Below are 22728 nucleotides of genomic sequence, written 5' to 3'. Positions count from 1 at the left end.
TCTGAGTTGGTTTTTCCAACGTACTCGGGTTGGTTTGGTTTTCCAACTCGATTAGGATCGAACCCATGATGACGCAGGTACGTGAGTGCTCGGTCGCGCGGACGCTCGAGCTCGTCGGCTCCAAATGGACCCTGCTCGTCGTTCGTGAGCTGTTTCTCGGAAGTCGCCGGTTCGAGGAGATCGTCCGGTTCACGGGTGGACCGCGCGACATCCTCACCGATCGCCTGCGCAGGCTCGAGGCGCACGGACTGGTGACTCGGGTCCAGTACGAGCAGCGCCCGCCGAGGTTCGAATACCACCTGACCGACCTCGGGCGGTCGCTCGCGCCGATCATCGCCACGATGCGCGAGTTCGGCGACCGCTACCTGGCCGGCGAGGACGGCCCGCCGATCAGGTTCGACCATTCCTGCGGCGCGGAGTTCCATCCCGTGCTGGCCTGCAAGGCCTGCGGCGAGGTCGTACGTCGCGGCGAGGTCGAGATCGCAGACGCCGCGAGCTGACCGGGGCGAGTGCCGGTCGGCACGAAACATCATGTGACACTTGTCACTCGTCATATGTCTTACTACTCTGACTGAACACGCATGTTAGCGCTCACAAAGGAGCAGGCATGAACAGTCACAGTGATGTGAAACGAGCAGTCGGCACTAGGCGGCTCGCCCTTGCCGCGGGCGTCGCGAGCGTCGTCGCGGCGTCGGCGGCCGCAGGGTCGGGCGCGGTGGCAGTGGATGCGGCCGGCAGCATTCCGGCCGCATCCACTGCGGACCAGAGCGACAGGGGTGGTCGCGCGCTCGAGCGCCCGTTCGCCATGCCCGGTTACACCGAGCGGGACGACAACGGCGCACTGTATGTCGGGGAGGGTGAGAGCAGGTTCGCCCTGCGGGTGAACCTGCTGACGTCGGGCAATCGGCTGATCCGGGAGAATCAGGGTCTGCTGGCGCACGTCGCGGACGTCGGTCCCGTGACCACCGACGGCTCGTACTACGAGGTGCGGATCAGCAGCGATGACCGGACGATCACGCCGGAACGGCTCGGTGCGCTGCGCGAGATCCTCGCCAACCCTGATGCCTGGTCGCCGGACCAGGTGCGGGAGGCCCGGGACCTCCTGCCTGGCCTGGAGGCGAAGTACGAGCAGGTCCGCCGGGACGAGCAGACGATCGTCATCAGGTTCGCGCGCACGGCACCCAACACCCTGGTGGGCTCGGTCACCGCGCTCGAGGACGACACGACCGTGTTCCTCGAGACGGCGCCCCCGTGGAGTGAGCCGAGCAGCTACCACGTCACCGGCGACGGCATCCGCGCCTCGAGCCCGGGCCTCGACGACCCCGATCTGACCGGGCACTTCGCACTGACACCCACGCAGCGTCCCGACGACGGTGGGGCGTACGCCTCGATGGACGACCTGGTCGCCGCGATGGAGGGCGAGCCGGCAGAGCCGGGCGAGGCCGCCGCGGCGCTGCGGTACTCGCTCGACGCGGACGAGACGATCACCTTCACGACGTCGGTCTCGGGCGCCCCGCGGGCAACTGCCGCCGCCCCGCGTGGCGAGATCCTCGCGGCGCTCGACCGCGCCGAGGCCCGCGCCGACCGCGGGACGCTCAGCGGCAGCGGGCCTGCCGGCCGGTCCGCGACGGCGATGCGCAGCGCCATCGCGCTCAACGCCAACTACGACGAGACGCACCGCAACAGGTTCCTGGTGTGGGGCTGGGGACGCGGCGGTGCGGAGAACGACACCATCTTCACCGGCTGGGACTCCGCGTGGGACGCGATCATCGCGCTCACCGTCGACCCCGAGCTGGCCCGGCAGCACGAGAAGGACATCTTCGACGCCGGCGGCCCGCGCTACGACCAGCTCCATTCCGGACCGATGCACGCCTACGCCGTCAAGCGGATCTACGCAGCGACCGGTGACCGCGAGCTCGTGGAGCAGGCCTACCCCGAGCTGGCCGACTTCATCGCCAGGCTGCCCGAGTGGGACGTCGACGGAGACGGCCTTCTGGAGGCCCCGTACGACCCGGACCCGAGCAAGGTCGGCAACCACCTGGGCCTGGACGACCTGCCGCTCTACGCGGCCGCCGAGCGGGTGCCGAAGGACGGCGGCAGCGGCGACGAGCGGGACAACACCGACCTCACCGACGTGGCGCTGACCTCGTACTACGCCCTCATGGCGCAGTCGATGGCCGAACTGGCCGACGCCCTGGGCCGCCACGACGACGCGCGCCGCTACCAAGCCTTGTTCGACAAGGTGAGGAAGGCCGCCAACAAGACCCTGTGGAACCAGGAACAGGGCATGTACCTCGACCGGCACCTCGACGGCCGCTGGGGCCAGGTCATCACGCCGACGATCTTCTACCCGCTCTTCGGGGGACTGGCGACCGATGGGAGGGCGGAGCGGACCGTGCGGGAGAATCTGCTCGACCCCGAGAAGTTCTGGGGCGAGTACGCCGTGCCGAGCATCAGCCGGAGCGCACCGGAGTATTGCGCGAACGGCCTGGACCGACCGAACGCCTCGACCGGCTACCGCTACTACATCGGCTGGGGCCAGGAGAACTCCTGCGAGCAGTGGCGTGGAGCCGTGTGGCCGCCCATGAACGCCACGGTCTATGACGGCCTCAAGCGGTACGGCCTCGACGAGGCGGCCGGTGAGCTCGCCCAGAAGAGCACCACGATGTGGCTGGACAGCTGGGACGAGGACAGCTGGTTCCCCGAGTACTTCGACCCGGAGCCGGGCCAGGCCATCAGCTCGGCCGCCGTGGACAGCGCCTGGCGCTACTACACCTGGTCGAGCGTGATGCCGCTGATGGCGGTGCACGAGCTGGTGGCCGAGGACGCGTGGGGCCGGCCCGGGGCGGTCACGTTCGGATCGCATGCCCTGGAAGGCCGCAACACGGTCGACGACGTGCGGGTGGCCGGGCATTCGTACGCCGCGACGGTGAGCCCGGCGCACACCGAGCTGCGACAGGACGGCCGCAAGGTCTTCCAGGCCGTCGGCGGGCGGGTCGTGGTGCGCGACTTCGTGCCCTCCGCGCGGCGCGCCTGCTTCGAGGTGCACGCGGACGCCTCGACAAGCCTGCAGGTGTTCGGGGGCGGCGGCGCCCCGCGCAGAACCACCGTGGGCGCAGGCCGTACCGAGGTGTGCCTCTAGCCAGGTCTCGCCCGCAAACGATCCACGACCAGCCCATCCCCGAAAGCACTGAGATACAAGGAGCAACCACGATGCGAGTCACCCATGCCCCGGAGCCCTCCGGGCCACCAGAACGAAGGCAGAACCGTCGACGCCGACTCTCGATGGCGTCGGTCACGGCCGCGGCGCTCCTGGCCGGGACCGCCCTGGTCGGTGGGACCGCGTCGGCCGCCCCGGTCGCCGCCCCGGTCGCCGCCACGCCGAGCTCGGCCGAGCCCGTCACCATCACTGTCGACGGCGGGAGTGCGGGACGTACCTATGACGGCGTCGGGGCGACCTCCGGCGGCGGGGCGACATCCCGGCTGCTGCTCGACTACCCGCGCGAAGAACGTGCCGAGATCCTCGACTACCTCTTCAAGCCCGGCTACGGCGCCTCGCTGGAGATGCTCAAGGTCGAGATCGGCGGCGACACCAACACGACCGACGGCTCCGAGTCGAGCCATGAGCACGTGCGCGGTGAGGTCAGCTGTCACGCCGGCTACTCGTGGTGGCTCATGCGCGAGGCGGTCAAGCGCAACCCGAAGATCAAGCTGGGCGGCCTCGCCTGGGGCGCCCCGGGCTGGCTCGGCGACGGCGAATACTACTCGCAGGACACGATCGACTACTTCATCGACTGGCTCGACTGCGCCCGTGAGCACGACCTGAGGATCGACAACGTCGGCGTACGCAACGAGCGCGAGTACGAGGTCCAGTGGATCAAGGACTACCGCGCCGCCCTCGACGCGGCCGGCTACGCGGACGTGCGGATCATCGCCTCCGACGAGGCTGCACGCAAGGGCGAGTGGCCGATCGCCGTCGACATGACCAACGACCCCGAGCTCTTCGACGCGGTCGGCCTGCTCGGCAACCACTACTCGCGCGGTCCCAGCTCGGCGACCGCCCAGGCGTTGGGCAAGCCACTGTGGATCTCCGAGGGTGGACCCTGGTCGGCCGAGTGGGGCGCGGGCGGATCGTCCGCCTCGGTCCCGTCGCTGATCAACCACGCCTACATCGACGGTCGCATCACCGGGGTCAACTTCTGGAACCTGATCACGTCCTACTACGACGGTCTGAGCATCTCCGACGCCGGCCTGATGCGGGCGAACACCCCGTGGTCGGGCGCCTACCAGGTGCAGTCGGCGATCTGGGCGGTCGCGCAGACGACGAGGTTCGCCGAGCCCGGCTGGCAGTACCTCGACACCTCCTCGGGCTACCTCGACGCAGCCGACACGGCACAGGGCAGCTTCGTCACGCGCAAGGCACCGTCGGGCGGAGACTGGAGCACCGTGATCGAGACCATCGGTGCTGCCGCGCCCCGCACGGTCACGCTCTCGGTCGAGGGCGGACTGAAGGCGCGTGACCTGCACGTCTGGCGGTCGACGGCCGAGGACCGGCTGGCCCGCCAGCCCGACCTGCGCAGGAACCAGGACGGCACGTACGCCGTGACCGTGCCGCCGAACGCGGTCGTCACCGTCACGACCACGACGGCCAAGGGCTTCGGCACCGCCGAGGGACGGCACGAGTCCGCCTTCCCGTTCCCGTACCGCAACACCCTCGCGGACGGCGGAGCGAGCGGTCAGACGCGCTACTTCTCACAGATGGAGGGCGCCTACGAGGAGCGGCCGTGCCAGGGCGGCCGGACGGGAACGTGCCTGACCCAGGTCTCCCCGCAGCCCGCGATCTCCTGGGCCGCCTGGAAGCAGCCGGCCGGGATCCTCGGCGACCTGAACTGGTCCGACTACACCGCCTCGGTCGAGGCGTACGTGCCCGAAGGAGGTACGGCCCAGGTGCTCGGCCGCGTCTCGAACGACGCGATGGCGCCGGTGCCGAACGGCTACGGGCTGAGCCTGGACGCCGATGGGACCTGGTCGCTGGGTCGTGGCGTACCTGGTGGGAAGTCGTGGTCGGAGCTGACCGGCGGCTCGACCGGTGCCACGGGCGCGGGCTGGCACGACCTCGAGTTGTCGTTCGCCGACGAGGTGATCACCGCGTCGATCGACGGCACCCGGGTCGGCGAGGTCACCGACGACACCTGGACCTCCGGCATGGTCGGGCTCTCGGGCGACTACTCGGCGGTGCAGTTCGCCGACCTCGCGGTCGCCCCGCTGCAGCCGGTCCGGACGATCGACGTCAGCCGCCACCGCGGCTCCTTCGAGCTCGAGTTCGACGGGACCCAGGCCACGCTCGCCGGGCTGTCCGGTGCCCGTCGCGGGAGCGCGAAGGTCTCGATCGACGGGAACGAGCCCGTTGTGCTGCCCTACGGCGGAAAGCGTGAGGTCGAGTGGCGGAGCCCTGTGCTGGTGGACGGCGCGCACACCCTTCGCTTCGAGGTCCCCTCCAGCCCTCGAAGCGTGGGTGGCGGGGTCTCGGTCGACCGTGTCGAGGTGGTTCCCGGGAACGGCGGACCGAGCTCGGTGGACGACCAGAGCGAGGGCACCGGCCAGGGCCGCCTCGACTATCAGGGCGAGGGCTGGTTGAGCTGCCCCGGCTGCATCAACCGGACCGGCCTCTACCACTCCTCGGTGACCTCGACGACGGTCGCAGGCGACTCGGTCGACTTCAGGTTCACCGGCTCGTCGGTCGAGGTGTACGGGCTGCGAGCCTCCAACCAGGGCGTCGCCACCGTGCTCATCGACGGTGTCGAGGTCGGCACCGCCGACTTCTACGGCCGCACCCGCATCGGCAACCAGCTGATCTGGTCCAGCCCCGCCCTCGGAGCCGGTGAACACACACTGACCCTCGTGGCGACAGGCAAGGGCAACGACTCGGACTCGGGTCGGGGGATCAGCATCGACCGGATGCTCGTGCGTCCCTAGGTGGGTGGGTCCGGCCTGGTGAACGATTCACCAGGCCGGACCTGCTGCCATAGCGGTGTGACGCCCTCGGTCAGCCGACCGGCGGGCCCGCGATGAGGGCGACGACGGTCAGGGCGGCGATGCTCGCGAGGCCGGTGGCCAGGCCGCGGACCGGGTTGCGGAGGAGCCAGGCGAGCGGGCGCTCGAGCGGGCGGGCCGGGGACTCCTCGATGAGGCGCCACGTCGGGGCGAGCAGGCCGCGGCGCTCGGCGTACCGCTCGAACCACAGGGTGAGGAGCGGCGGGATCGAGGAGGCGAGGCCGACGACGAGACGGCCCAAGGACCAGCGCTGGTCGACCGCGATCGCGACGGTGGTGACGCAGTAGCTGATGAAGACGATCCCGTGCAGCATCCCGAAGATGCTGACCCCGAGCTCGGTCGTCTCGGTGACGTACTTCAGGAACATGCCGGCGAGCAGTCCGGTCCAGGTCACCGCCTCGGCGGTGGCGACGATCCGGAAGAGGCGAGACGGCGAGCGAAGAAGAGCGGACACGGGGAGAGTTTATGTGCGTCCGGGTCATGGCATGAATCGACAAGACCGCCTACCTGGGCGGGTATCCCGGGTGTGTCGGCCCTGTGTGAGTAGGGTCGAAAGTCCAGAATCTTGACAGATGGCCAGATTAATTGCCGGTTTGGGTTACCAGAATCGCGGATTTGATGAAAGGTAAAGGTACCGACGTTCGGTAGACGGCGTAGTGGCCGGTTTCCGGCTACTTACATCAATGCGCATGGGGGATACGCCGTCGCGCGCACGGATGGGTTCGTCGGTCTCGAGATCGCGAGTGCCGCGTGCGTGGGGGGCGGCACTCGCGATTCTCGTTTGCCACGGGGATCGCGGTCCCGTCGAGGTCACGGCATGAATCGGGCCGCGGCGGGGTACCGGCCGGACATGACGACAGACACGCTGCACTACACGATTCCCGGGCTCGATGAGAGCGCTGCGCGTACGACCATCGATCTGCTGCAGTCTCGCCTGCATGCCACGAACGACCTCCAGCTCACCCTCAAGCATGTGCACTGGAACGTGGTGGGACCCCACTTCATCGCGGTCCACCAGATGATCGACCCCCAGGTCGACGCCGTACGCGCCATGGCGGATGCCCTCGCCGAGCGCATCGCGACCCTGGGCGGTGCCCCGCGAGGCACCCCGGGCGCCCTGGTCGCGGAGCGGGAGTGGAACGACTACAGCATCGGCCGGGCCACCACCCAGGAGCATCTCGCCGCGCTCGACGTCACCTATCAGGGCGTGATCGGCTCCTACCGAGAGGCGATCAAGACCCTCGACGACCTCGACCTGGTGACCCAGGACATCCTGATCGGACAGACCGAGCAGCTCGAGCTCTTCCACTGGTTCGTCCGCGCCCACCTGGAGGACCAGGGCGGTCAGCTGCAGACCAGCGGCGAGGACACGGAGGCGGGTGCGGCGCGGGCCGCCCACGGCTGAGGGGTTCGCATGCGGTGGTGGTGCACGGCGTCGGCGCTGCTCCTCCCGCTGGTCCTCACCGGATGCGGCTCGGGGCAGGACGAGGCTGTGCGCGACAGCGCTGCCGCCTTTCAGGACGCGGTCGCCGCCCAGGACTGGGCTCGGGCGTGCGCGCTGCTGGCTCCGGAGACGCGATCCGAGCTGGAGTCCGCCGCCGGGAAGCCCTGTGACGGCGCGCTGGCAGAGGAGGACCTGCCCGCTCCGGGCGCCCTCGACGACGTCGACGTCTTCGGGACCATGGCGGAGGTGCGCTATCAGGGCGAGACCCTGTTCCTGACCCGGTTCGCCGACGGCTGGCGGTTGCACGCAGCCGGCTGCACGCCGCAGCGGCCCAAACCCTACGACTGCGCGCTGCACGGAGGCTGAGATGCGAGTCATGTACGTCACCTATCTGGCGGTCATCGGCATCGGGCTGCTCTACACGTTCGTCCTCGCGCTGAGGCACGGGTAAGGACCCCCGATGCGCCGGTTCCTCAAGGAGAACTCGCTCAGCCTCGTCTTCGGGGCGCTCTTCCTGGGCAGCCTGGTCGGCCAGGCGTTCGCCGGCTGGCACCAGCTCAACGACGAGCTGTTCGCCGACGGTCTGCACCAGCTCTCGCTGGGCGCCTACCTCACCTCGGCGAGCTTCGCCGTGGACGTGACGGAGAACTGGCAGAGCGAGTACCTCCAGTTCCTGCTCTACGTCGTCCTGACCGTCTGGTTGGTGCAACGAGGCTCCCCGGAGTCCAAGCCGCTCAAGGACGCCTGGCAGGAGTCCGACGAGAAGCAGAAGATCGGAGCGTACGCCCGAGCCGACTCACCCAAGCTGGCCCGGGTCGGTGGCCTCCGGACCGCGCTCTACTCCCGGTCCCTCGGGATCGTCATGGGCTCCATCTTCCTGATGTCCTGGCTGGTCCAGTCGGTGGCCGGGTGGGCGACGTACAACGAGTCCCGGCTGCGGCAGCTGCGCGACCCGATCCCGTGGACCTCCTATCTGACGAACTCGGACTTCTGGGCCCGCACCCTGCAGAACTGGCAGTCGGAGTTCCTGGCGGTCGGCTCCATGGCCGTCCTTGCGATCTACCTCAGGCAGCGCGGGTCACCCGAGAGCAAGCCGGTCGGGTCCTCGCACGAGTCCACCGGCATCGAGGGCTGAGGGACCTCAGGCATCGTCCTGACTCAGCAGGCGCAGGACCGCGCGCTCGGCCGCGGCCTGGCGCGCCTGCGCGTCCGTGCCCACACCCCCACGTACGCGGATCGTGCGTCCCTGCTCGTGCAGCTCGAGCACCCGCGGGTCGACGTAGGAGCTCCGGGCGATCGCCGGAGTGTTCCCGAGGTACTCCGCGACCTCCTTGATCGCGGCGACCTGCTGCTTGTGGCGGGACCGGGCGGTCGGGGTCGTACGCCCCGCGGCATGCGGGTCCTCGGCCAGCGCGAGCGCCGCGAGCACGGTGGCGTGCCAGGTCCGGAAGTCCTTCGCCGAGACCTCCAGGCCGCTCACCTCGCGCATGTAGGCGTTGACCATGGCCGGCGTCAGCCGTTGCCACCGCCGCCCCTGCCGGTAGGCGAGGAACTCCTCGAAACCGGCGCGCCGGCGCCGCAGCCGCGCGATCGCCTCCATCGAGAGCGGGTCGTCGATGCGGATCGTGTGGTCGACGCCGGACTTCCCGGTGAACGCGAAGACGTAGGAGTCGCCTCGCTTGCGTACGTGGCGACGCTCCAGCGTCGTCAGACCGAAGCCACCGTCGTCGTCGGCATAGGCGTCGCTGCCGATCCGGAAGCACCCCAGGTCCAGCAGGCGCACCGCGAGCGCTGACGCCCGCGCGTCGCTCATCCCGGTCGTGGTGAGATCGCGCTCCGTCCGCTCACGTACGCCGGGCAGGACCGCCCCGAGCTCCAGCACCCGCTCGAACTTCTGCTGGTCGCGCTTCGCCCGCCAGGCGGGGTGGTAGAGGTACTGGCGGCGGCCGGCCGCGTCGGTCCCCACGGCCTGAAGGTGCCCGTTCTCACGGGGACAGATCCACACGTCCTCCCATGCGGGAGGGATGGCCAGGGCGCGGATCCGCTCGGTGGCGTCGTCCGGCAGCCGGTCACCGGAGTCGTCGAGGTAGACGAAGCCGCGACCCGCGCGGCGGCGGGTCCATCCCGGCTCCTCCGTCGAGACCCGGCGAAGTCGGACCACCAGGGTCTCCTCTCACCCGCCGGTCTCGTCGCTCTCGCGCGCTCGCGCGGCGAGCAGCCGATGCGTACCGTCGCACCAGGGCTTGATCGCGGACCCGCCGCACATGCACACCGCGCTGACCGGGCGAACCGTGTGGTGGATCTTCCCGTCGGGGTCCAGGATCTCGTGCTTCCCGCGCAGCAGCATCGGCCCGGCCGGGCACAGCACGACCGTGGCGTGCTCGAAGTCCGTCATGAGGCCTCCCATTGGGTGAGCATCGTGCGGGCGTAGCGAGCCTCCAGGTCGAGGCAGGTGAATGCGCCGAGGAACACCTGGTCGCGCTCGTTCTGGTTCTCCTCCACGAACGCGCCGCAGACGTCGCGCACTGCCACCTGCTCGTGGGCGGAGTCGGCCTCGACGTGCTCGTCGTAGTAGCTCGCGATCTCCTCGGGGAAGTCCAGTCGACGCAGGCCTTGGGCGAGCTGCCTCGATGGCACCGAACTGGTTGACTCGAACGCGGCGAAGTGGCCGAGCGCCGCTCCGCGGAGCCGACGGTGGAGTCCGAACAGCGACAGTGCGTTGTTCGACTCCAGGATCTCGAGCGGCGCCTCATCGACGTAGCAGGCATGGTCGGTGCGCAGGCCGGCCGCTTCCATGCCCCGGCGGAAGAGATGGTGATGCAGCCGGTTCGGGTCGCCGTCGCCGTACTCGTCGAAGAGGATCTCCATCAGCGCCGCCTTGGGCCGAGTGTCGAGCCGGGGGAGGACCCAGCTGGTCGGGTCGGCCTCCTTGAGGTGGTAGAGCGAGCGATGCTTGAGGATCTCGAGCACCTGCTCCCGGTCTGCCCGGCGCTGGACGAACCGTGCCAGCGACGGGCCGTCGTGGCGGGCGACCAGACCGGGCAGATCCAGCTCGCGATCCTCCTGGAAGTCGCTGTGCTCCCAGCGCCGCCGCAGCTCGGCCTCGAACGACCTCTCCAGACCACGGCGCAGACGCAGCAGGTCCGCGTCCCACTCGAGGTCGGGATCGACCTCGTCGAAGCCCCGATAGCTGAGCTCGTAGAGCGCCCACAGAGCGATCTGGGCGTCCTCGGTCGACTCCGGAGCCGGCTCCAGATCGGCGGTGGCGCCACTCTGCAACGCGGTGAACACAGCAGCACTCAGGGTGCCACGCGACTTCGGCAGCATCTCGGCCCACCTTCCCCTCAGATCGTCCAGTACCCCTCAGTCGCGGCAGACATGCCTGGTTCCGGCCCCGGTGCCAGGGCGAGGTGCACGAGCACTCCTTCGCCCGGCGAGTCCCGCACCTCCTCGATCGTCAGGTCGCTGCCCTCGACCAGCTTCGGCAGGCGATCGGCCTGCCCCGTCGTGCCCAGCTGGAGGACGGCCGCGCCGCCGGGGGAGAGGTGCTGGTCGGTCGTCGCCAGGCACCTCTCGGCGACCAGCATCCCGTCTGCGCCGCCGTCGATGGCCGTCCGGGGGTCCTCGGGATACCGCTCGACCTGGGCCGTGGGTACCCATGGCGGGTCCGCGATCACGAGCCAGAAGTTCTCGTCCGGGTCCAGTGCCTCCTCCATGCTGCCCTGGCGTACCTCGACCAGGTGCGCCAGCCCGGCGCGCTCGGCGTTGGCCCGGGTGAACGCGCAGGCGACCGGATCGGCGTCGACGCACACCAGGGAGCGGCCGGTCAGCGCGGCGGCGAGCAGACCGATCTGACCGGCGCCGGAGCACAGCTCCAGGATCGGCCCGTCCGGCAGCTCCGCCGACAGCTTGACCGCCCACGTGGACTGACGGACGGTCCAGGTACGCGGCGTGAGCACGCGATCGTCGAAGTCGATGTCGAGATGACCGAATCGGATCATGACGCAGATACCTCCTGCTCAGGGTGGGAAAACTCAGGTGAGCTCGGCCAGCCGGACCACGGTCCGGTCGAGACGACCCTCCTCGTCGAGGATCCTGCGCTGGGTCGAGGAGCCGGTGCCGCCGGTGAAGATCCGGCCGACGCCCTTCTCGGCGCGCACCAGGTCTCCGGTGTCACGCAACGCCGGGCCGATGTGTTCGAGCAGGTGCTCCACCACCTCGCGGGCCGGCCTCGGGCAGTGGGTCCGCGGGTCGAGCAGGTCGCCGGTGATCCCGTGCCGCCCCGCCTGCCAGTTGGCGAGTCGGAGCACTGCCACCGACACGGGGTCGGGCGGCAGGCCCTCGGCCCACTCCCGGGCCCCGGTCGAGACCAGCGCCCGCGTCAGCGCGGCGATGAGCACGGCATCGCGGGGGTCGAGGCAGACGTCGGCGACCCGGATCTCGAGTGTCGGGTACTTGCGGGACGGACGGGCGTCGAAGTACGCCATGCCCTCGTCGATCGGCACCCCGGTGTCGATGAGCAGGCGCAGGTGGTCGGCGTACGCCTGGCCGCTGCCGAAGATCTCGGTCGGGCCGTTCGTCGGCCACCTGGCCATCGCTTGGGACCGGTAGCTCGCGTAGCCCGAGTCGGCGCCCTGCCAGAAGGGCGAGTTGGCGCTCACCGCGAGCAGCACCGGCAGCCAGCAGCGGATCCGGTCGAGCGCCCCGACGGCCTCGTCGTCGGATTCGACCGAGACGTGCACATGACAGCCGCAGGTGAGCTGCTCGCTGGCGGTCAGCCCGAACTGCTCGCTCATCGCCGCATAGCGCTCGTCGTCGAAGGTCTGGGGCCACACCGGCAACGGCGTCGTGCCGCTGGCCAGGATCAGCGCCCCGGCCTCGGTCGCGGCGGCGCGCGCCTTGTCGCGCCACTGCCTCAGGTCCTGCTCGAGGAGCCCGAGGTACTCCTCGGCCGGAGTGTCGGTCTCGACCTGCTGCTCCTGCATCTCCGGTCCCACCGAGCCACCGGCCTCGCCGGGTTCGACCTCGGTGTCGCCGCGCCGACGGGCCACCCGCAGCACCTCGCTGGCCACCGATCGCGGTGCGCCGGTCTCGGCGTCGACGAGGAGAAGCTCCTCCTCGACGCCGACTGTCCTGAGCTGGTGATGGGTACTGCTCGAATAGTGGCTCTTCACTGCTCACACCTGCCTCTGAAAGGAGCAGCTCGACGATGTGTCGCCTGTTCGGATATGTGACCGAGTCCCCGTGTGCCGTAGCCGACCTTCTCGGGGAGGAGGGGCTGGCTGCGTTCACCTCGCTCACGTCCGTGCACTCCGACGGCTGGGGGATGTCCTGGCACACGCCCGAAGGCACCTGCACGACGAGCTCGCCGCGTTCCGCCGACACCGACGAGACCTATCGTCGGCTCGTCGAGACCCCGCTCTCCCACGCCGGCTTCGTGCATCTTCGCTGGGCGACCGGTGGGCTCGACGTACGTCCGGAGAACACCCATCCGTTCCTGACCGACGGCGCCGCGTTCGCGCACAACGGCCACATCTCGCCGATCGCCGATCTCGAGGCGCTGCTGACCCCGGAGTCGCGTACGCGGCTGCGCGGTGACACCGACAGCGAGCGCTACTTCCACTTCGTGCACCAGAACGTCGAGAAGTACGGCGACGAGGCCGAGGGCGTCACCCGAGCGCTGGCCACGCTGGTCCGGAAGTTCCCGCGATGCAGCCTGAACGCGCTGATGCTCACCCGGACGCACATGTTCGCGATCCACATCAACTCGCGTGCCGACTCGCCTCTGCGCGCCCTGCGCGAGCTCTTCGACGACGAGGGCGACATCCCTCCGCGACACACCACCGAGTACTTCGCGATGGACTACCGCCGGACCGACCACGGCCTCGAGATCGTCTCCAGCGGTCTGGGGCAGCCTGGCTGGACCCCGGTGCCCGCCGACACCGCGGTGATGGTCGACCTGGCCACCCGCGAGGTCACCAGGCTCGATCCGATCGCTCGGCTCGGCGCCGACGCGGCGCAGGCCCGCGACTGACGACGGGGCAGCGTCGGCCTGCTGTGGGGTGGGTTCGGCCATGCCGAGAGGTACCCCATTCGGCGCCCTTTCATTCCGACCGTGCGCGGGGCCGTGCGCCTTGGCCCACGTGTCATCACTAGGGCCGAAAGACCATTTCTTTGACAGATGACTAGATTTATCCCCGATTTTGGTGACAAGAATCACCGTTTTGATGAAAAGTACTAGAGCCGAAGTTCGGGAGACGGCGTAACAGTCGAGATGCGACTGTTAGTAGTGATTTACCTGGGGGAACTATGCCGTCGCACAGGTCGATGGATTCGTCGGTGCCGAGGTCGCGAGTGTCGCGCGCGTGGGGAGCGACGCTCGCGACTCTCGTCGTAGTGGCGTTGACGGTCGGGGCCAGCCCGGCCGCGTACGCGGACGAAGGGGACTCCTCGCAGTCCTCGGCGCAGTTCCTCAGTGGGTCGCTGCTCGACGGGCTCGACCTGAGCACGGTCGCCGGCATCGACGGCGCCGAGGCGCAGCACACCGATGGTGCGGACCCGAGCGCGCCGACCGTGGACGACGCCGGTCTCGACGTGACCGCGCTGAGCACGATCGGGCTCGGCCTTCCAGGCATCGACCTCAGCCTGGGCGATCTGCTTCAGCTCGAGGCCGTCACCCAGCAGGCCACCGCCGAGGACGACGCGATCTCCAGCGCCGACACGGGCACGGCGAGTGCGAGCCTCGATCTGATTGCGCTGCTCGGCCAGACCCAGGCTCTCGACGCCGCTGCCCTCGACCTGGGCGCGGTGGACTCCTCGGCGCGGCTCGAGCCCGACCCCGACAACCCGGGTCAGTGGATCGTCACCCGCGACTACAGCATCGCGCAGGCGACGCTCGACCTGCGCTCGCCGGTCGTCGGTGACATCGGCACCACGACCAACCAGGCGATCGCCGACCTCAACACGCAGGTCAACGGTCTCAGCGACGTCATCGAGACCGCCGTCAACGGCAGCGTCAACCAGATCATCAACCTGGTCGGTGGAGTCACCGGCACCGCGAGCACGAACACGACCGTCACCGTCAACTCCCGGATCGACGAGCAGATCAACCAGATCCTCAGCTCACCGCTGTCGACCGACCTGGTCACGATCGACCCGCTGACGGGCCAGGTCACCGTGAACCTCGCCGGTGGCATCGACCTCAACAATCTTCCGCCCAACTCGACGCTGCTCAGCCCCGAGGTGATGCAGCAGGTCTCCGCCGATGTGGCCACGCTCCTGGGTCAGCTGCAGAGCAACCTGAACGACGTCATCACCAACGCGTACGACTACATCGACATCACGATCACCTCCAACACCACGTTGCGTGACCCGATCCTCGGCACCACGCTCGGCGGGCTGAACATCGGCTACACCGGATCGGTGGGGGACCTTCTCGACGGTACGAAGCCGATCACTGCCGACGGCAGCGGTGTCCTCGCGCCGCTCGACGCACTGCTCGGGCCGATCACGAACATCCTGGTGCCCGCGATCGGTGGCGCGGTCGACACCGCGCTCAACACCGCGCTGGCGACCGCCGGACAGGCGATCGACGAAGTGGTGACGCAGGCGACGAACACGCTCGCCCCTGTGCTGGAGGGACTCACCGACGTCGTCGCGGTCAACGTCAACGTGCAGAACGACGTCGGCGGAACAGGCCCTGGGCCGTACAGCGTGACGGCCGTGCAGGTCACCCTCCTCGACGACACCGGTGCCCAGCTCGACCTGGCCACCTCCACGGTCGGCCCCAACGTCGACCAGGACGGCACCGCGCCGGAGGCGCCGGTGATCGAGTCGCCCGCGGACGGCTCCACGATCAACGACAACACTCCGGAGATCACGGGCACCGGTGAGCCGGGTGCCACGGTCGAGGTGAGCATGGACGGGACCGTGATCGGTACGGCCATCGTCGATCCCGACGGCAACTGGACGTTGCCGACGACCGATGCCCTGGCCGACGGTGAGCACACCGTCTCCGCGATCCAGACCGATGAGGCGGGCAACGTCTCTCCGGCCGACTCCAACACGTTCACCATCGACACCGTCGTCCCGGTGGCGCCGGTGATCGAGTCGCCCGCGGACGGGTCCTCGATCAGCGACAGCACCCCGACGATCACGGGCACGGGCGAGCCGGGCGCGACGGTCGAGGTGAGCATGGACGGGACCGTGATCGGCACGGCCACGGTCGATGCCGACGGCGGCTGGACGTTGCCGACGACCGATGCCCTGGCCGACGGTGAGCACACGGTCTCCGCGATCCAGACCGACGAGGCCGGCAACGTGTCCCCGGCTGACTCCAACACCTTCACCATCGACACCGCCGGTCCCGAGGCGCCGGTCATCACCGGCCCGGCCGACGGCTCGACGATCGGCCCGGACGTACAGACCGTGACCGGTACGGCCGAGCCGAACGCGACGGTCAACGTGACCGTCGACGGGGTCGACCACGAGACCACGGCCAACGCCGAGGGCGCCTGGAGCATCGACGTCGGTACGCCGTTCGCCGAGGGCGAGCACACCGCGACGGCCACTCAGACCGACGCCGCCGGCAACACTTCCCCGGCCGCGACCAGCACCTTCACGGTGGATGCCTCCGAGGAGGCGCCCGTCATCACCAGCCCGGAGAGCGGCACCACCACCGACGACAACACGCCGACCATCGAAGGCACCGGCACCCCCGGCACCACGATCACGGTCTACGACCAGGACGACACCGAGATCGGCACGACCACCGTCGCGCCCGACGGCACCTGGACGCTCGACGCCCCGGAGCTCGCGGACGGGACGTACACCTTCGTCGCCACCCAGACCGACGATCTCGGCAACGTCTCGCCCGAGAGCAACTCGGTGATCCTGACGATCGACACGGCGGCGCCCCAGGCGCCTGTGATCACGGCGCCGGAGGCGGACTCGGTCACCGCCGACAACACGCCGACGGTCACCGGCACCGGCGAGCCCGGCGCCGAGGTCGAGGTCTTCATCGACGGCGTCCCGGTCGGCACGACCACCGTCGACCCGACCGGCAACTGGTCGCTGGAGCTGACCACGCCACTCGCGGACGGCGGCCACACGGCCACCGCGACCCAGACCGACGAGGCGGGCAACGTCTCGCCGACCTCCGACCCGGTCCCGTTCACGGTCGACACCCAGGCCCCGGCCGCACCCGTGATCACCTCGCCCGCCGAGGGTGACGTCACCGACGACAGCACCCCGACCGTCACGGGCACCGGTGAGCCGGGCGCGACGGTCGAGGTGACGATCGACGGCGAGGTCGTGGGTGAGGCCACGGTCAACCCTGACGGCATCTGGGAGCTTCCGCTGACCGAGCCGCTGGCCGATGGTGAGCACACCGTGACGGCGACCCAGGCCGACGAGGCCGGCAACGTCTCCGAGCCCTCGGCCCCGGTGACCTTCACGGTCGACGCGGCCGCCCCGGAGGCACCGGTGATCACCTCGCCGGCCGACGGTTCCTCGACCGCCGACCCGACGCCGACCGTCAGCGGTACGGCGGAGCCGAACAGCACGGTCGAGGTGACGATCGACGGCACCGTCGTCGGCACCGCTCCCGTCGACGGCGACGGCAACTGGAGCCTGATCCTCACCGACCCGCTCGACGAGGGGCCGCACACCGCGACCGCCACGGCGACCGACGACTCCGGCAACGTCTCGGACCCGTCCTCCCCGGTCACGTTCACCGTGGACCAGACCGCTCCGGAGGCACCGGTGATCACCGGCCCGGCCGACGGCAGCACGGTCAGCGACACGACACCGCCGATCACCGGCACCGGTGAGCCGGGCGCCACGGTCGAAATCACCATCGACGGCGACGTCGTCGGCGAGACCACCGTGAACCCGGACGGCACCTGGACGTTCACGCCGACCGAGCCGCTCGCCGACGGCGAGCACACGGTGACCGCGACCCAGACCGACGAGGCCGGCAACACCTCCGAGGTCTCGGAGCCGGTGAGCTTCACCGTCGACGCCTCCTCGGACGCGCCGGTGATCACCTCGCCCGAGTCGGGTGACAGCACCAACGACGACACCCCTGCCATCGAGGGCACCGGGAACCCCGGTGACACCATCACCGTCATCATCGACGGCGACCCGGTCGGGGAGACGACGGTGAACCCGGACGGCACCTGGACCTTCACGCCGACCGAGCCCCTCGAGGACGGTGACCACACGATCACCGCGACCGCGACCGACCCGCTGGGCAACACCTCGGGCGAGTCGAACGCAGTGATCATCACCGTGGACACCACCGCTCCCGAGGCGCCCGAGATCACCTCGCCGACCGACGGCGACTCCACCGGTGACACGACCCCGACGATCGAGGGCACCGGCGAGCCGGGCGCGACCGTGACCGTCGAGATCGACGGTCGGGAGATCGGCACCGCGGTCGTCCAGCCCGACGGCACCTGGTCCCTCGTGGTCACCGACCCGCTCGCGGTCGGCGACCACACGGTCGAGGCCGTCCAGACCGATCCGGCGGGTAACACCAGCCCGGCGACCACGGTCGACTTCACCGTCACGCCGCCGGCACCGGTGATCACCTCGCCCCAGGACGGCGACAACGTGGACGACACCCCGGCGGTCTCCGGCACCGGACAGCCCGGTGCGACCGTGACCGTCCAGGTCGACGGCGAGGACGTCGACACGGTTCCCGTCGGCGAGGACGGCACCTGGTCCACGACACTGCCCGCGCTCGCCTGCGGCGATCACACCTTGACCGCGACCCAGGCCGTCTCGGTCCCCGCGGGCGGCGCGGCCCGAGGGATCGCCGGGGCAGCGGGACGTACGGTCACCTCGCCCGCCTCCGACGCGGTCGACATCGAGGTCGCCTGTGCCGGCGCCGGCACCGACGGCCCCGGTTCCTCCACGGGGAACGACGGCGACGACGGCGGCGTCCTGCCCAACACCGGATCGCCGACCTTCCTCGCCGCGCTCCTCGGGCTCGGTCTCGGCCTGGTGATCGTCGGCGGACTGATGGTGGCGGGGAGGTTCCGCCGCCAGGGCTGACACGTCGGTCCCGGCGTGAGCCGTGGGGCGACTTGGAGGAGACCAGACGACGCAGAACTGTGCCGCCGCGCCGTCGACACGGTCACGGACGCGGATCCGGGCGCTGAGGCTCCTACTGACTTTTCCCAGCCAGTCCGTGCCTTCCTCACAGGAAGTCCACAGCACCTGGGCGGAATCTTGAGGCATCAACCGCCTCAAGGAGGACCCGATGTCCCGCTCCCGCCGTATCCGCCGTTCACTGCTCGCCGCTGCGGCGATCCCGCTCGTCGCGATCCCGATCGCCACCCCGGCCCTCGCGGTGGCCGCGGTCGGCGCCACCAGGACGTACGCAGCCGAGTCCGGTCCCGGGTACGGCTACGGCGGTTCCATCGAGAGCTACGGCGGAGCCTATGGCGGCGGGATCGTGGACCCCTACCGGCAGAGCCTCGGCACCTCGACGACGACCGTCGACTCCCAGCCCGCGACCGAGGCAGAGTCGACCGGCGTGGTGCTGATCAACACCGCGGTCGGCTACGGCTCCGCGCAGGGGGCGGGCACCGGACTCACGATCACCGGCGACGGGATCGTGGTGACCAACCACCACGTCGTCGAGGGCGCCACCTCGATCACCGTGACCGACCCGAGCACCGGGGAGACGTACGCCGCGACGGTCCTCGGCTACGACGACGTCCATGACGTCGCGGTGCTGCAGCTCGAGGACGCCTCGGGCCTCTCGACGGTCGCGACCGACCGGGACGCGGCGACCCAGGGCGAGGAGGTCACCGCTGTCGGCAACGCCGAGGGCCAGGGCTCGCTCTCGGCCGCAGACGGCACGGTCACCGACCCGAGCACCGCGATCACCGTCAACAACGAGGACGGCACCGCCTCCGACCTCAGCGACCTGATCCAGACCGACGCCGATGTCGTCTCGGGCGACTCCGGCGGTGCGCTGCTCGACGAGGACGGCGAGGTCATCGGGATGAACGTCGCCGCGACCTCGGGATCGGCCGAGATCTCGGGCTACGCCATCCCGATCGACACCGTGCTCGACATCGCCGCCCAGATCCTGGCGGGGGAGGAGTCCGGCGACGTCGAGATCGGCGGCTCGGCGGCCGCGCTCGGGGTGCAGGTCGACACGACCAGGTCGACGCTGGTCGTCGGTGTCGTCGAGGACGGCGCCGCCGAGGCGGCCGGGGTCACCGCGGGCAGCACGATCACCTCCGTCGGAGGGACCGCCGTGGCTAGCATCGAGGACATCACCTCGGTCCTAGGCAGCCACGAGCCCGGCGAGGAGATCTCGCTCAGCTGGACCGATGCCGCCGGCGAGGCCCACACCACCACCGTGACGCTCGGCGAGGGCCCGGTCGCCTGACCGCGAGGGTCAGCTGCGCGGTCCCTCGTCGTCGCGGGGGCCGCCGCCTGTCGCCTCGTCGGAGATCGGACGCTCCGCCCTGATCGGGATCGCACCGGTGTAGCCCTCGCGTTCGACGGCGATCTGCTGGACGCGGTCGCGGACGAGCCGCCAGCCGATCATCAGCGCCGGGATGATGACGACCAGGGTCGCGACCGTCCAGGTGCCGATCGGATAGTCGAAGCCCATCAGGACCAGCACTGTCGCGAGGAACACGAGGGTGGCGTAGCCGGTCCACGGGGATCCCCACAGCCGGAAGTCGGGCCGGTACATCAAGCCCTTCTTCCAGCGCCGGTAGAGCTGGATCTGACAGATCACGATGGTCGCCCAGGACGCGATGATGCCGAGCGCCGACATGTTCAGCACGATCTCGAACGCCTGGCCCGGCACGATCGCGTTGAGGCCGACGCCGAGGAGCGTGATGCAGCCGGTGAGCAGGATCCCGCCGTACGGAACGCCGTTTCTCGACATCCGACCGGTGAAGGTCGGGGCGCTCCCGCTCATCGCCATGGACCGCAGGATGCGCCCGGTCGAGTAGAGGCCGGCGTTGAGCGAGGAGAGCGCCGCGGTCAGCACCACGAGGTTCATGATGGTGCCGGAGTTCGCGATCCCGAGCTGGTCGAAGAACGTCACGAACGGGCTCTCGTCCGCCCGGTAGGACGTGTAGGGCAGCAGCAGCGCGAGCAGCACCAGCGAGCCCACGTAGAACACCGCGATGCGGGCGATGACGGAGTTGATCGCCCGGGGCATGATCTTCGCCGGCTCGGCGGTCTCGCCGGCGGCGGTGCCGACGAGCTCGACCGCTGCGTACGCGAAGACGACGCCGGAGATGACGATGACGAGCGGGAGCACGCCGACCGGGAAGAGCCCGCCGTTGTCGATCACCATCCCGATCCCGGTCTCCTGGCCGTTGAGCTCCTCGCCTCCGGCGAGCACGATCATCCCGAGCACCAGGAAGCCCAGCAGCGCGACCACCTTGATGAGCGCGGCCCAGAACTCCAGCTCGCCGAAGAGCTTGACCGAGATCAGGTTCATCGAGAGCACGACCGCGAGCGCGATCAGCGCGATCACCCACTGCGGGACGACCTCGAAGGTGCCCCAGAAGTGCATGTACGTCGCGATCGCGGTGACGTCGACGATGGAGGTCATCGCCCAGTTCAGGAAGTACATCCAGCCGGCGGCGAACGCGGCCGGCTCGCCGAGGAACTCCCGGGCGTAGGAGACGAACGACCCCGACGACGGTCGGTGCAGCACGAGCTCGCCGAGCGCCCGCAGGATCAGGAAGACGAACACCCCGCAGAAGGCGTAGACGAGGAACAGGCCCGGCCCGGCCTCGCGGAGGCGGCCGCCCGCACCCAGGAACAGCCCGGTGCCGATGGCGCCGCCGATCGCGATCATCTGCAGCTGCCGCGGGCTGAGGCTCTTGTGGTAGCCCTCGTCCTCGTCGGTCAGTCCGCTGATCTGGCCGCTGGTCTGGTCTTCGGTGCCGGTCATCGGCTCGCTCCCGGTCCGGAGTGCGGTGGCTCGGGCACGTCTTTGAACAGCAGCCACCCGCCGACCACGGCGACGGCCGCCGCCACGGTGTAGCCGATCAGCGACCACCAGCCGAGATGCAGGTACGCCGTCACCCCGACGATCGCCAACGCGAGGAACACCATCGTCATGCCGATGATCGGCGTCCGTGGCCTGTATGGATCCCGTGCCAATGCGATCACCTCACCTGCAGGGCAGGGCCCCCGATGGCCCCGCTCCGGGGATCAATTAGAGCGCATCGAGCGTGTTCTCGCGGTGACCGGACGTCGCCCGGCGTTTCCGTTCCGTCGCACGGCAAATAACAGTAAGGTCGCCTTACAGTTAACCCCCATGAAGGAGCGTTTCGATGCGTAGCTCGAGGATCCGCACCATCCGCACCACACTCACGGCGACCGCCGCTCTGGCTCTCGTCCTGGTCGCACCGCTGGCGGCGCCGGCCGCCGTGCCCAGCCCCGACGCCGGCGGCTCGGCGACCCGCACCGGAGAGGTCGAGGCGGCCGCGCTGACCTGGTCGGACGAGTTCGACGGGCCCGCCGGCAGTGCCCCGAACGGCGCCAACTGGAACTTCGAGACCGGAGGCGGGGGCTGGGGCAACAACGAGCTGCAGACCTACACGAGCTCCCGCGACAACTCCGCGCTCGACGGCAACGGCAACCTGGTCATCACCGCCCGGCAGAGCGGGAGCGGCTACACCTCGGCCCGGCTCACCACCAAGGGCAAGGTCCAGCCGAAGTTCGGCCGCCTGGAGGCTCGGATCCAGATCCCGCGCGGCCAGGGGATCTGGCCGGCGTTCTGGATGCTGGGCGGTCAGTTCGACAACGTCGGCTGGCCCGCCTCCGGCGAGATCGACATCATGGAGAACGTCGGCTACGAGCCCCACCTGGTCCACGGCACCCTGCACGGCCCGGGCTACTCCGGCGGCAACGGCATCACCGGTCAGTACATGCACCCGCAGGGCTGGTCCTTCGCCGACACCTTCCACACCTTCGCGGTCGACTGGCAGCCCGGCTCGATCACCTGGTCCGTCGACGGGGTCGCCTACCAGACCTTCACCACGGCCAACACCGGCGCCAACCCCTGGGTCTTCGACCAGCCGTTCTTCTTCATCCTCAACGTCGCGGTCGGCGGCAACTGGCCCGGCAACCCCGACGGCACGACCCAGTTCCCGCAGAGCATGGTCGTGGACTACGTACGCGTCTACGACTCACAGCTCTAAGCCCACCTGGATACGACGGGACGTTCCGGTCGG

At 69.7% G+C, this 22728-nt stretch carries 18 protein-coding genes; 10 read left to right on the top strand and 8 right to left on the bottom strand.

Features of this window, described 5'->3' with window-relative positions; genetic code table 11:
• Positions 1-65: 65 nt before the first annotated feature.
• The 3 genes from ACFV9G_RS22785 to ACFV9G_RS22775 all read left to right on the top strand — a co-directional run bounded on the left by ACFV9G_RS22785 (position 66) and on the right by ACFV9G_RS22775 (position 5976).
• A complete protein-coding gene (locus ACFV9G_RS22785; RefSeq protein WP_378730185.1) occupies positions 66-500 on the top strand; it encodes a winged helix-turn-helix transcriptional regulator in 435 nt (144 codons plus the stop codon).
• Positions 501-607: 107 nt separating this feature from the next.
• Complete coding sequence (locus ACFV9G_RS22780) at positions 608-3142, top strand: amylo-alpha-1,6-glucosidase (RefSeq protein WP_378730183.1); 2535 nt, start codon at positions 608-610, stop codon at positions 3140-3142.
• A 71-nt stretch (positions 3143-3213) separates the two neighbouring features.
• Positions 3214-5976 carry a hypothetical protein gene (locus ACFV9G_RS22775; RefSeq protein ID WP_378730181.1) on the top strand — a complete coding sequence of 921 codons (2763 nt, stop codon included), beginning with the start codon at positions 3214-3216 and terminating at the stop codon, positions 5974-5976.
• Positions 5977-6046: 70 nt separating this feature from the next.
• Here ACFV9G_RS22775 and ACFV9G_RS22770 read toward each other — a convergent pair whose 3' ends face one another.
• Positions 6047-6508 (bottom strand): DUF3817 domain-containing protein, encoded by a 462-nt coding sequence (locus ACFV9G_RS22770; protein ID WP_378730179.1) that lies wholly within the window; start codon positions 6506-6508, stop codon positions 6047-6049.
• 396 nt (positions 6509-6904) lie between these two features.
• Between ACFV9G_RS22770 and ACFV9G_RS22765 the strand changes: the two genes are divergently transcribed.
• The 3 genes from ACFV9G_RS22765 to ACFV9G_RS22755 all read left to right on the top strand — a co-directional run bounded on the left by ACFV9G_RS22765 (position 6905) and on the right by ACFV9G_RS22755 (position 8633).
• Positions 6905-7459 (top strand): Dps family protein, encoded by a 555-nt coding sequence (locus tag ACFV9G_RS22765; RefSeq protein WP_378730177.1) that lies wholly within the window; start codon positions 6905-6907, stop codon positions 7457-7459.
• 9 nt (positions 7460-7468) lie between these two features.
• Complete coding sequence (locus tag ACFV9G_RS22760) at positions 7469-7864, top strand: hypothetical protein (protein ID WP_378730175.1); 396 nt, start codon at positions 7469-7471, stop codon at positions 7862-7864.
• A gap of 94 nt (positions 7865-7958) precedes the next feature.
• Positions 7959-8633, top strand: coding sequence for a DUF6766 family protein (locus ACFV9G_RS22755; protein ID WP_378730173.1), 675 nt, complete (start codon positions 7959-7961; stop codon positions 8631-8633).
• Positions 8634-8639: 6 nt separating this feature from the next.
• Here the strand turns inward: ACFV9G_RS22755 and ACFV9G_RS22750 are convergent, their stop codons facing one another.
• Genes ACFV9G_RS22750 through ACFV9G_RS22730 form a run of 5 tightly spaced genes read right to left on the bottom strand, consistent with a single transcriptional unit; the run spans position 8640 to position 12672 of the window.
• Entirely contained in the window at positions 8640-9659 is a 1020-nt protein-coding gene (locus ACFV9G_RS22750) for a DNA topoisomerase IB (RefSeq protein WP_378730171.1), read from the bottom strand.
• Between the two features lie 12 nt (positions 9660-9671).
• Entirely contained in the window at positions 9672-9893 is a 222-nt protein-coding gene (locus tag ACFV9G_RS22745; RefSeq protein WP_378730169.1) for a CDGSH iron-sulfur domain-containing protein, read from the bottom strand.
• Positions 9890-10825 carry an iron-containing redox enzyme family protein gene (locus ACFV9G_RS22740; protein WP_378730167.1) on the bottom strand — a complete coding sequence of 312 codons (936 nt, stop codon included), beginning with the start codon at positions 10823-10825 and terminating at the stop codon, positions 9890-9892. Before ACFV9G_RS22740 ends, ACFV9G_RS22745 begins: the two co-directional genes overlap by 4 nt.
• A 17-nt stretch (positions 10826-10842) precedes the next feature.
• Positions 10843-11499, bottom strand: coding sequence for a methyltransferase (locus ACFV9G_RS22735; RefSeq protein ID WP_378730165.1), 657 nt, complete (start codon positions 11497-11499; stop codon positions 10843-10845).
• Between the two features lie 33 nt (positions 11500-11532).
• On the bottom strand, positions 11533-12672 hold the full coding sequence (locus ACFV9G_RS22730) for a glutamate--cysteine ligase (protein ID WP_378730163.1): 1140 nt from the start codon (positions 12670-12672) through the stop codon (positions 11533-11535).
• A 35-nt stretch (positions 12673-12707) separates the two neighbouring features.
• Here ACFV9G_RS22730 and ACFV9G_RS22725 point away from each other — a divergent pair, with 35 nt between their 5' ends.
• The 3 genes from ACFV9G_RS22725 (at position 12708) to ACFV9G_RS22715 (ending at position 19907) form a co-directional block, all read left to right on the top strand.
• Entirely contained in the window at positions 12708-13532 is an 825-nt protein-coding gene (locus ACFV9G_RS22725) for a class II glutamine amidotransferase (RefSeq protein ID WP_378730161.1), read from the top strand.
• 362 nt (positions 13533-13894) lie between these two features.
• Positions 13895-18556: an Ig-like domain-containing protein gene (locus ACFV9G_RS22720; RefSeq protein WP_378730159.1), complete on the top strand. Its 4662-nt coding sequence runs from the start codon at positions 13895-13897 to the stop codon at positions 18554-18556.
• Positions 18557-18764: 208 nt separating this feature from the next.
• Positions 18765-19907, top strand: coding sequence for a S1C family serine protease (locus tag ACFV9G_RS22715; RefSeq protein WP_378730157.1), 1143 nt, complete (start codon positions 18765-18767; stop codon positions 19905-19907).
• A gap of 9 nt (positions 19908-19916) precedes the next feature.
• Here the strand turns inward: ACFV9G_RS22715 and ACFV9G_RS22710 are convergent, their stop codons facing one another.
• Both ACFV9G_RS22710 and ACFV9G_RS22705 read right to left on the bottom strand, forming a co-directional pair.
• Positions 19917-21440 carry an amino acid permease gene (locus tag ACFV9G_RS22710; protein ID WP_378730155.1) on the bottom strand — a complete coding sequence of 508 codons (1524 nt, stop codon included), beginning with the start codon at positions 21438-21440 and terminating at the stop codon, positions 19917-19919.
• Positions 21437-21661, bottom strand: a complete 225-nt coding sequence (locus tag ACFV9G_RS22705) for a hypothetical protein (protein WP_378730153.1) — start codon at positions 21659-21661, stop codon at positions 21437-21439. The genes ACFV9G_RS22710 and ACFV9G_RS22705 overlap by 4 nt, the downstream gene beginning before the upstream one ends.
• A gap of 164 nt (positions 21662-21825) precedes the next feature.
• Between ACFV9G_RS22705 and ACFV9G_RS22700 the strand changes: the two genes are divergently transcribed.
• Positions 21826-22695 (top strand): glycoside hydrolase family 16 protein, encoded by an 870-nt coding sequence (locus tag ACFV9G_RS22700; RefSeq protein ID WP_378730151.1) that lies wholly within the window; start codon positions 21826-21828, stop codon positions 22693-22695.
• Positions 22696-22728: the final 33 nt, after the last annotated feature.

This window comes from Nocardioides sp. NPDC059952 (assembly GCF_042730435.1).
Taxonomy (GTDB): domain Bacteria; phylum Actinomycetota; class Actinomycetes; order Propionibacteriales; family Nocardioidaceae; genus Nocardioides.
This window is presented reverse-complemented; position numbering and strand designations above follow the sequence as displayed.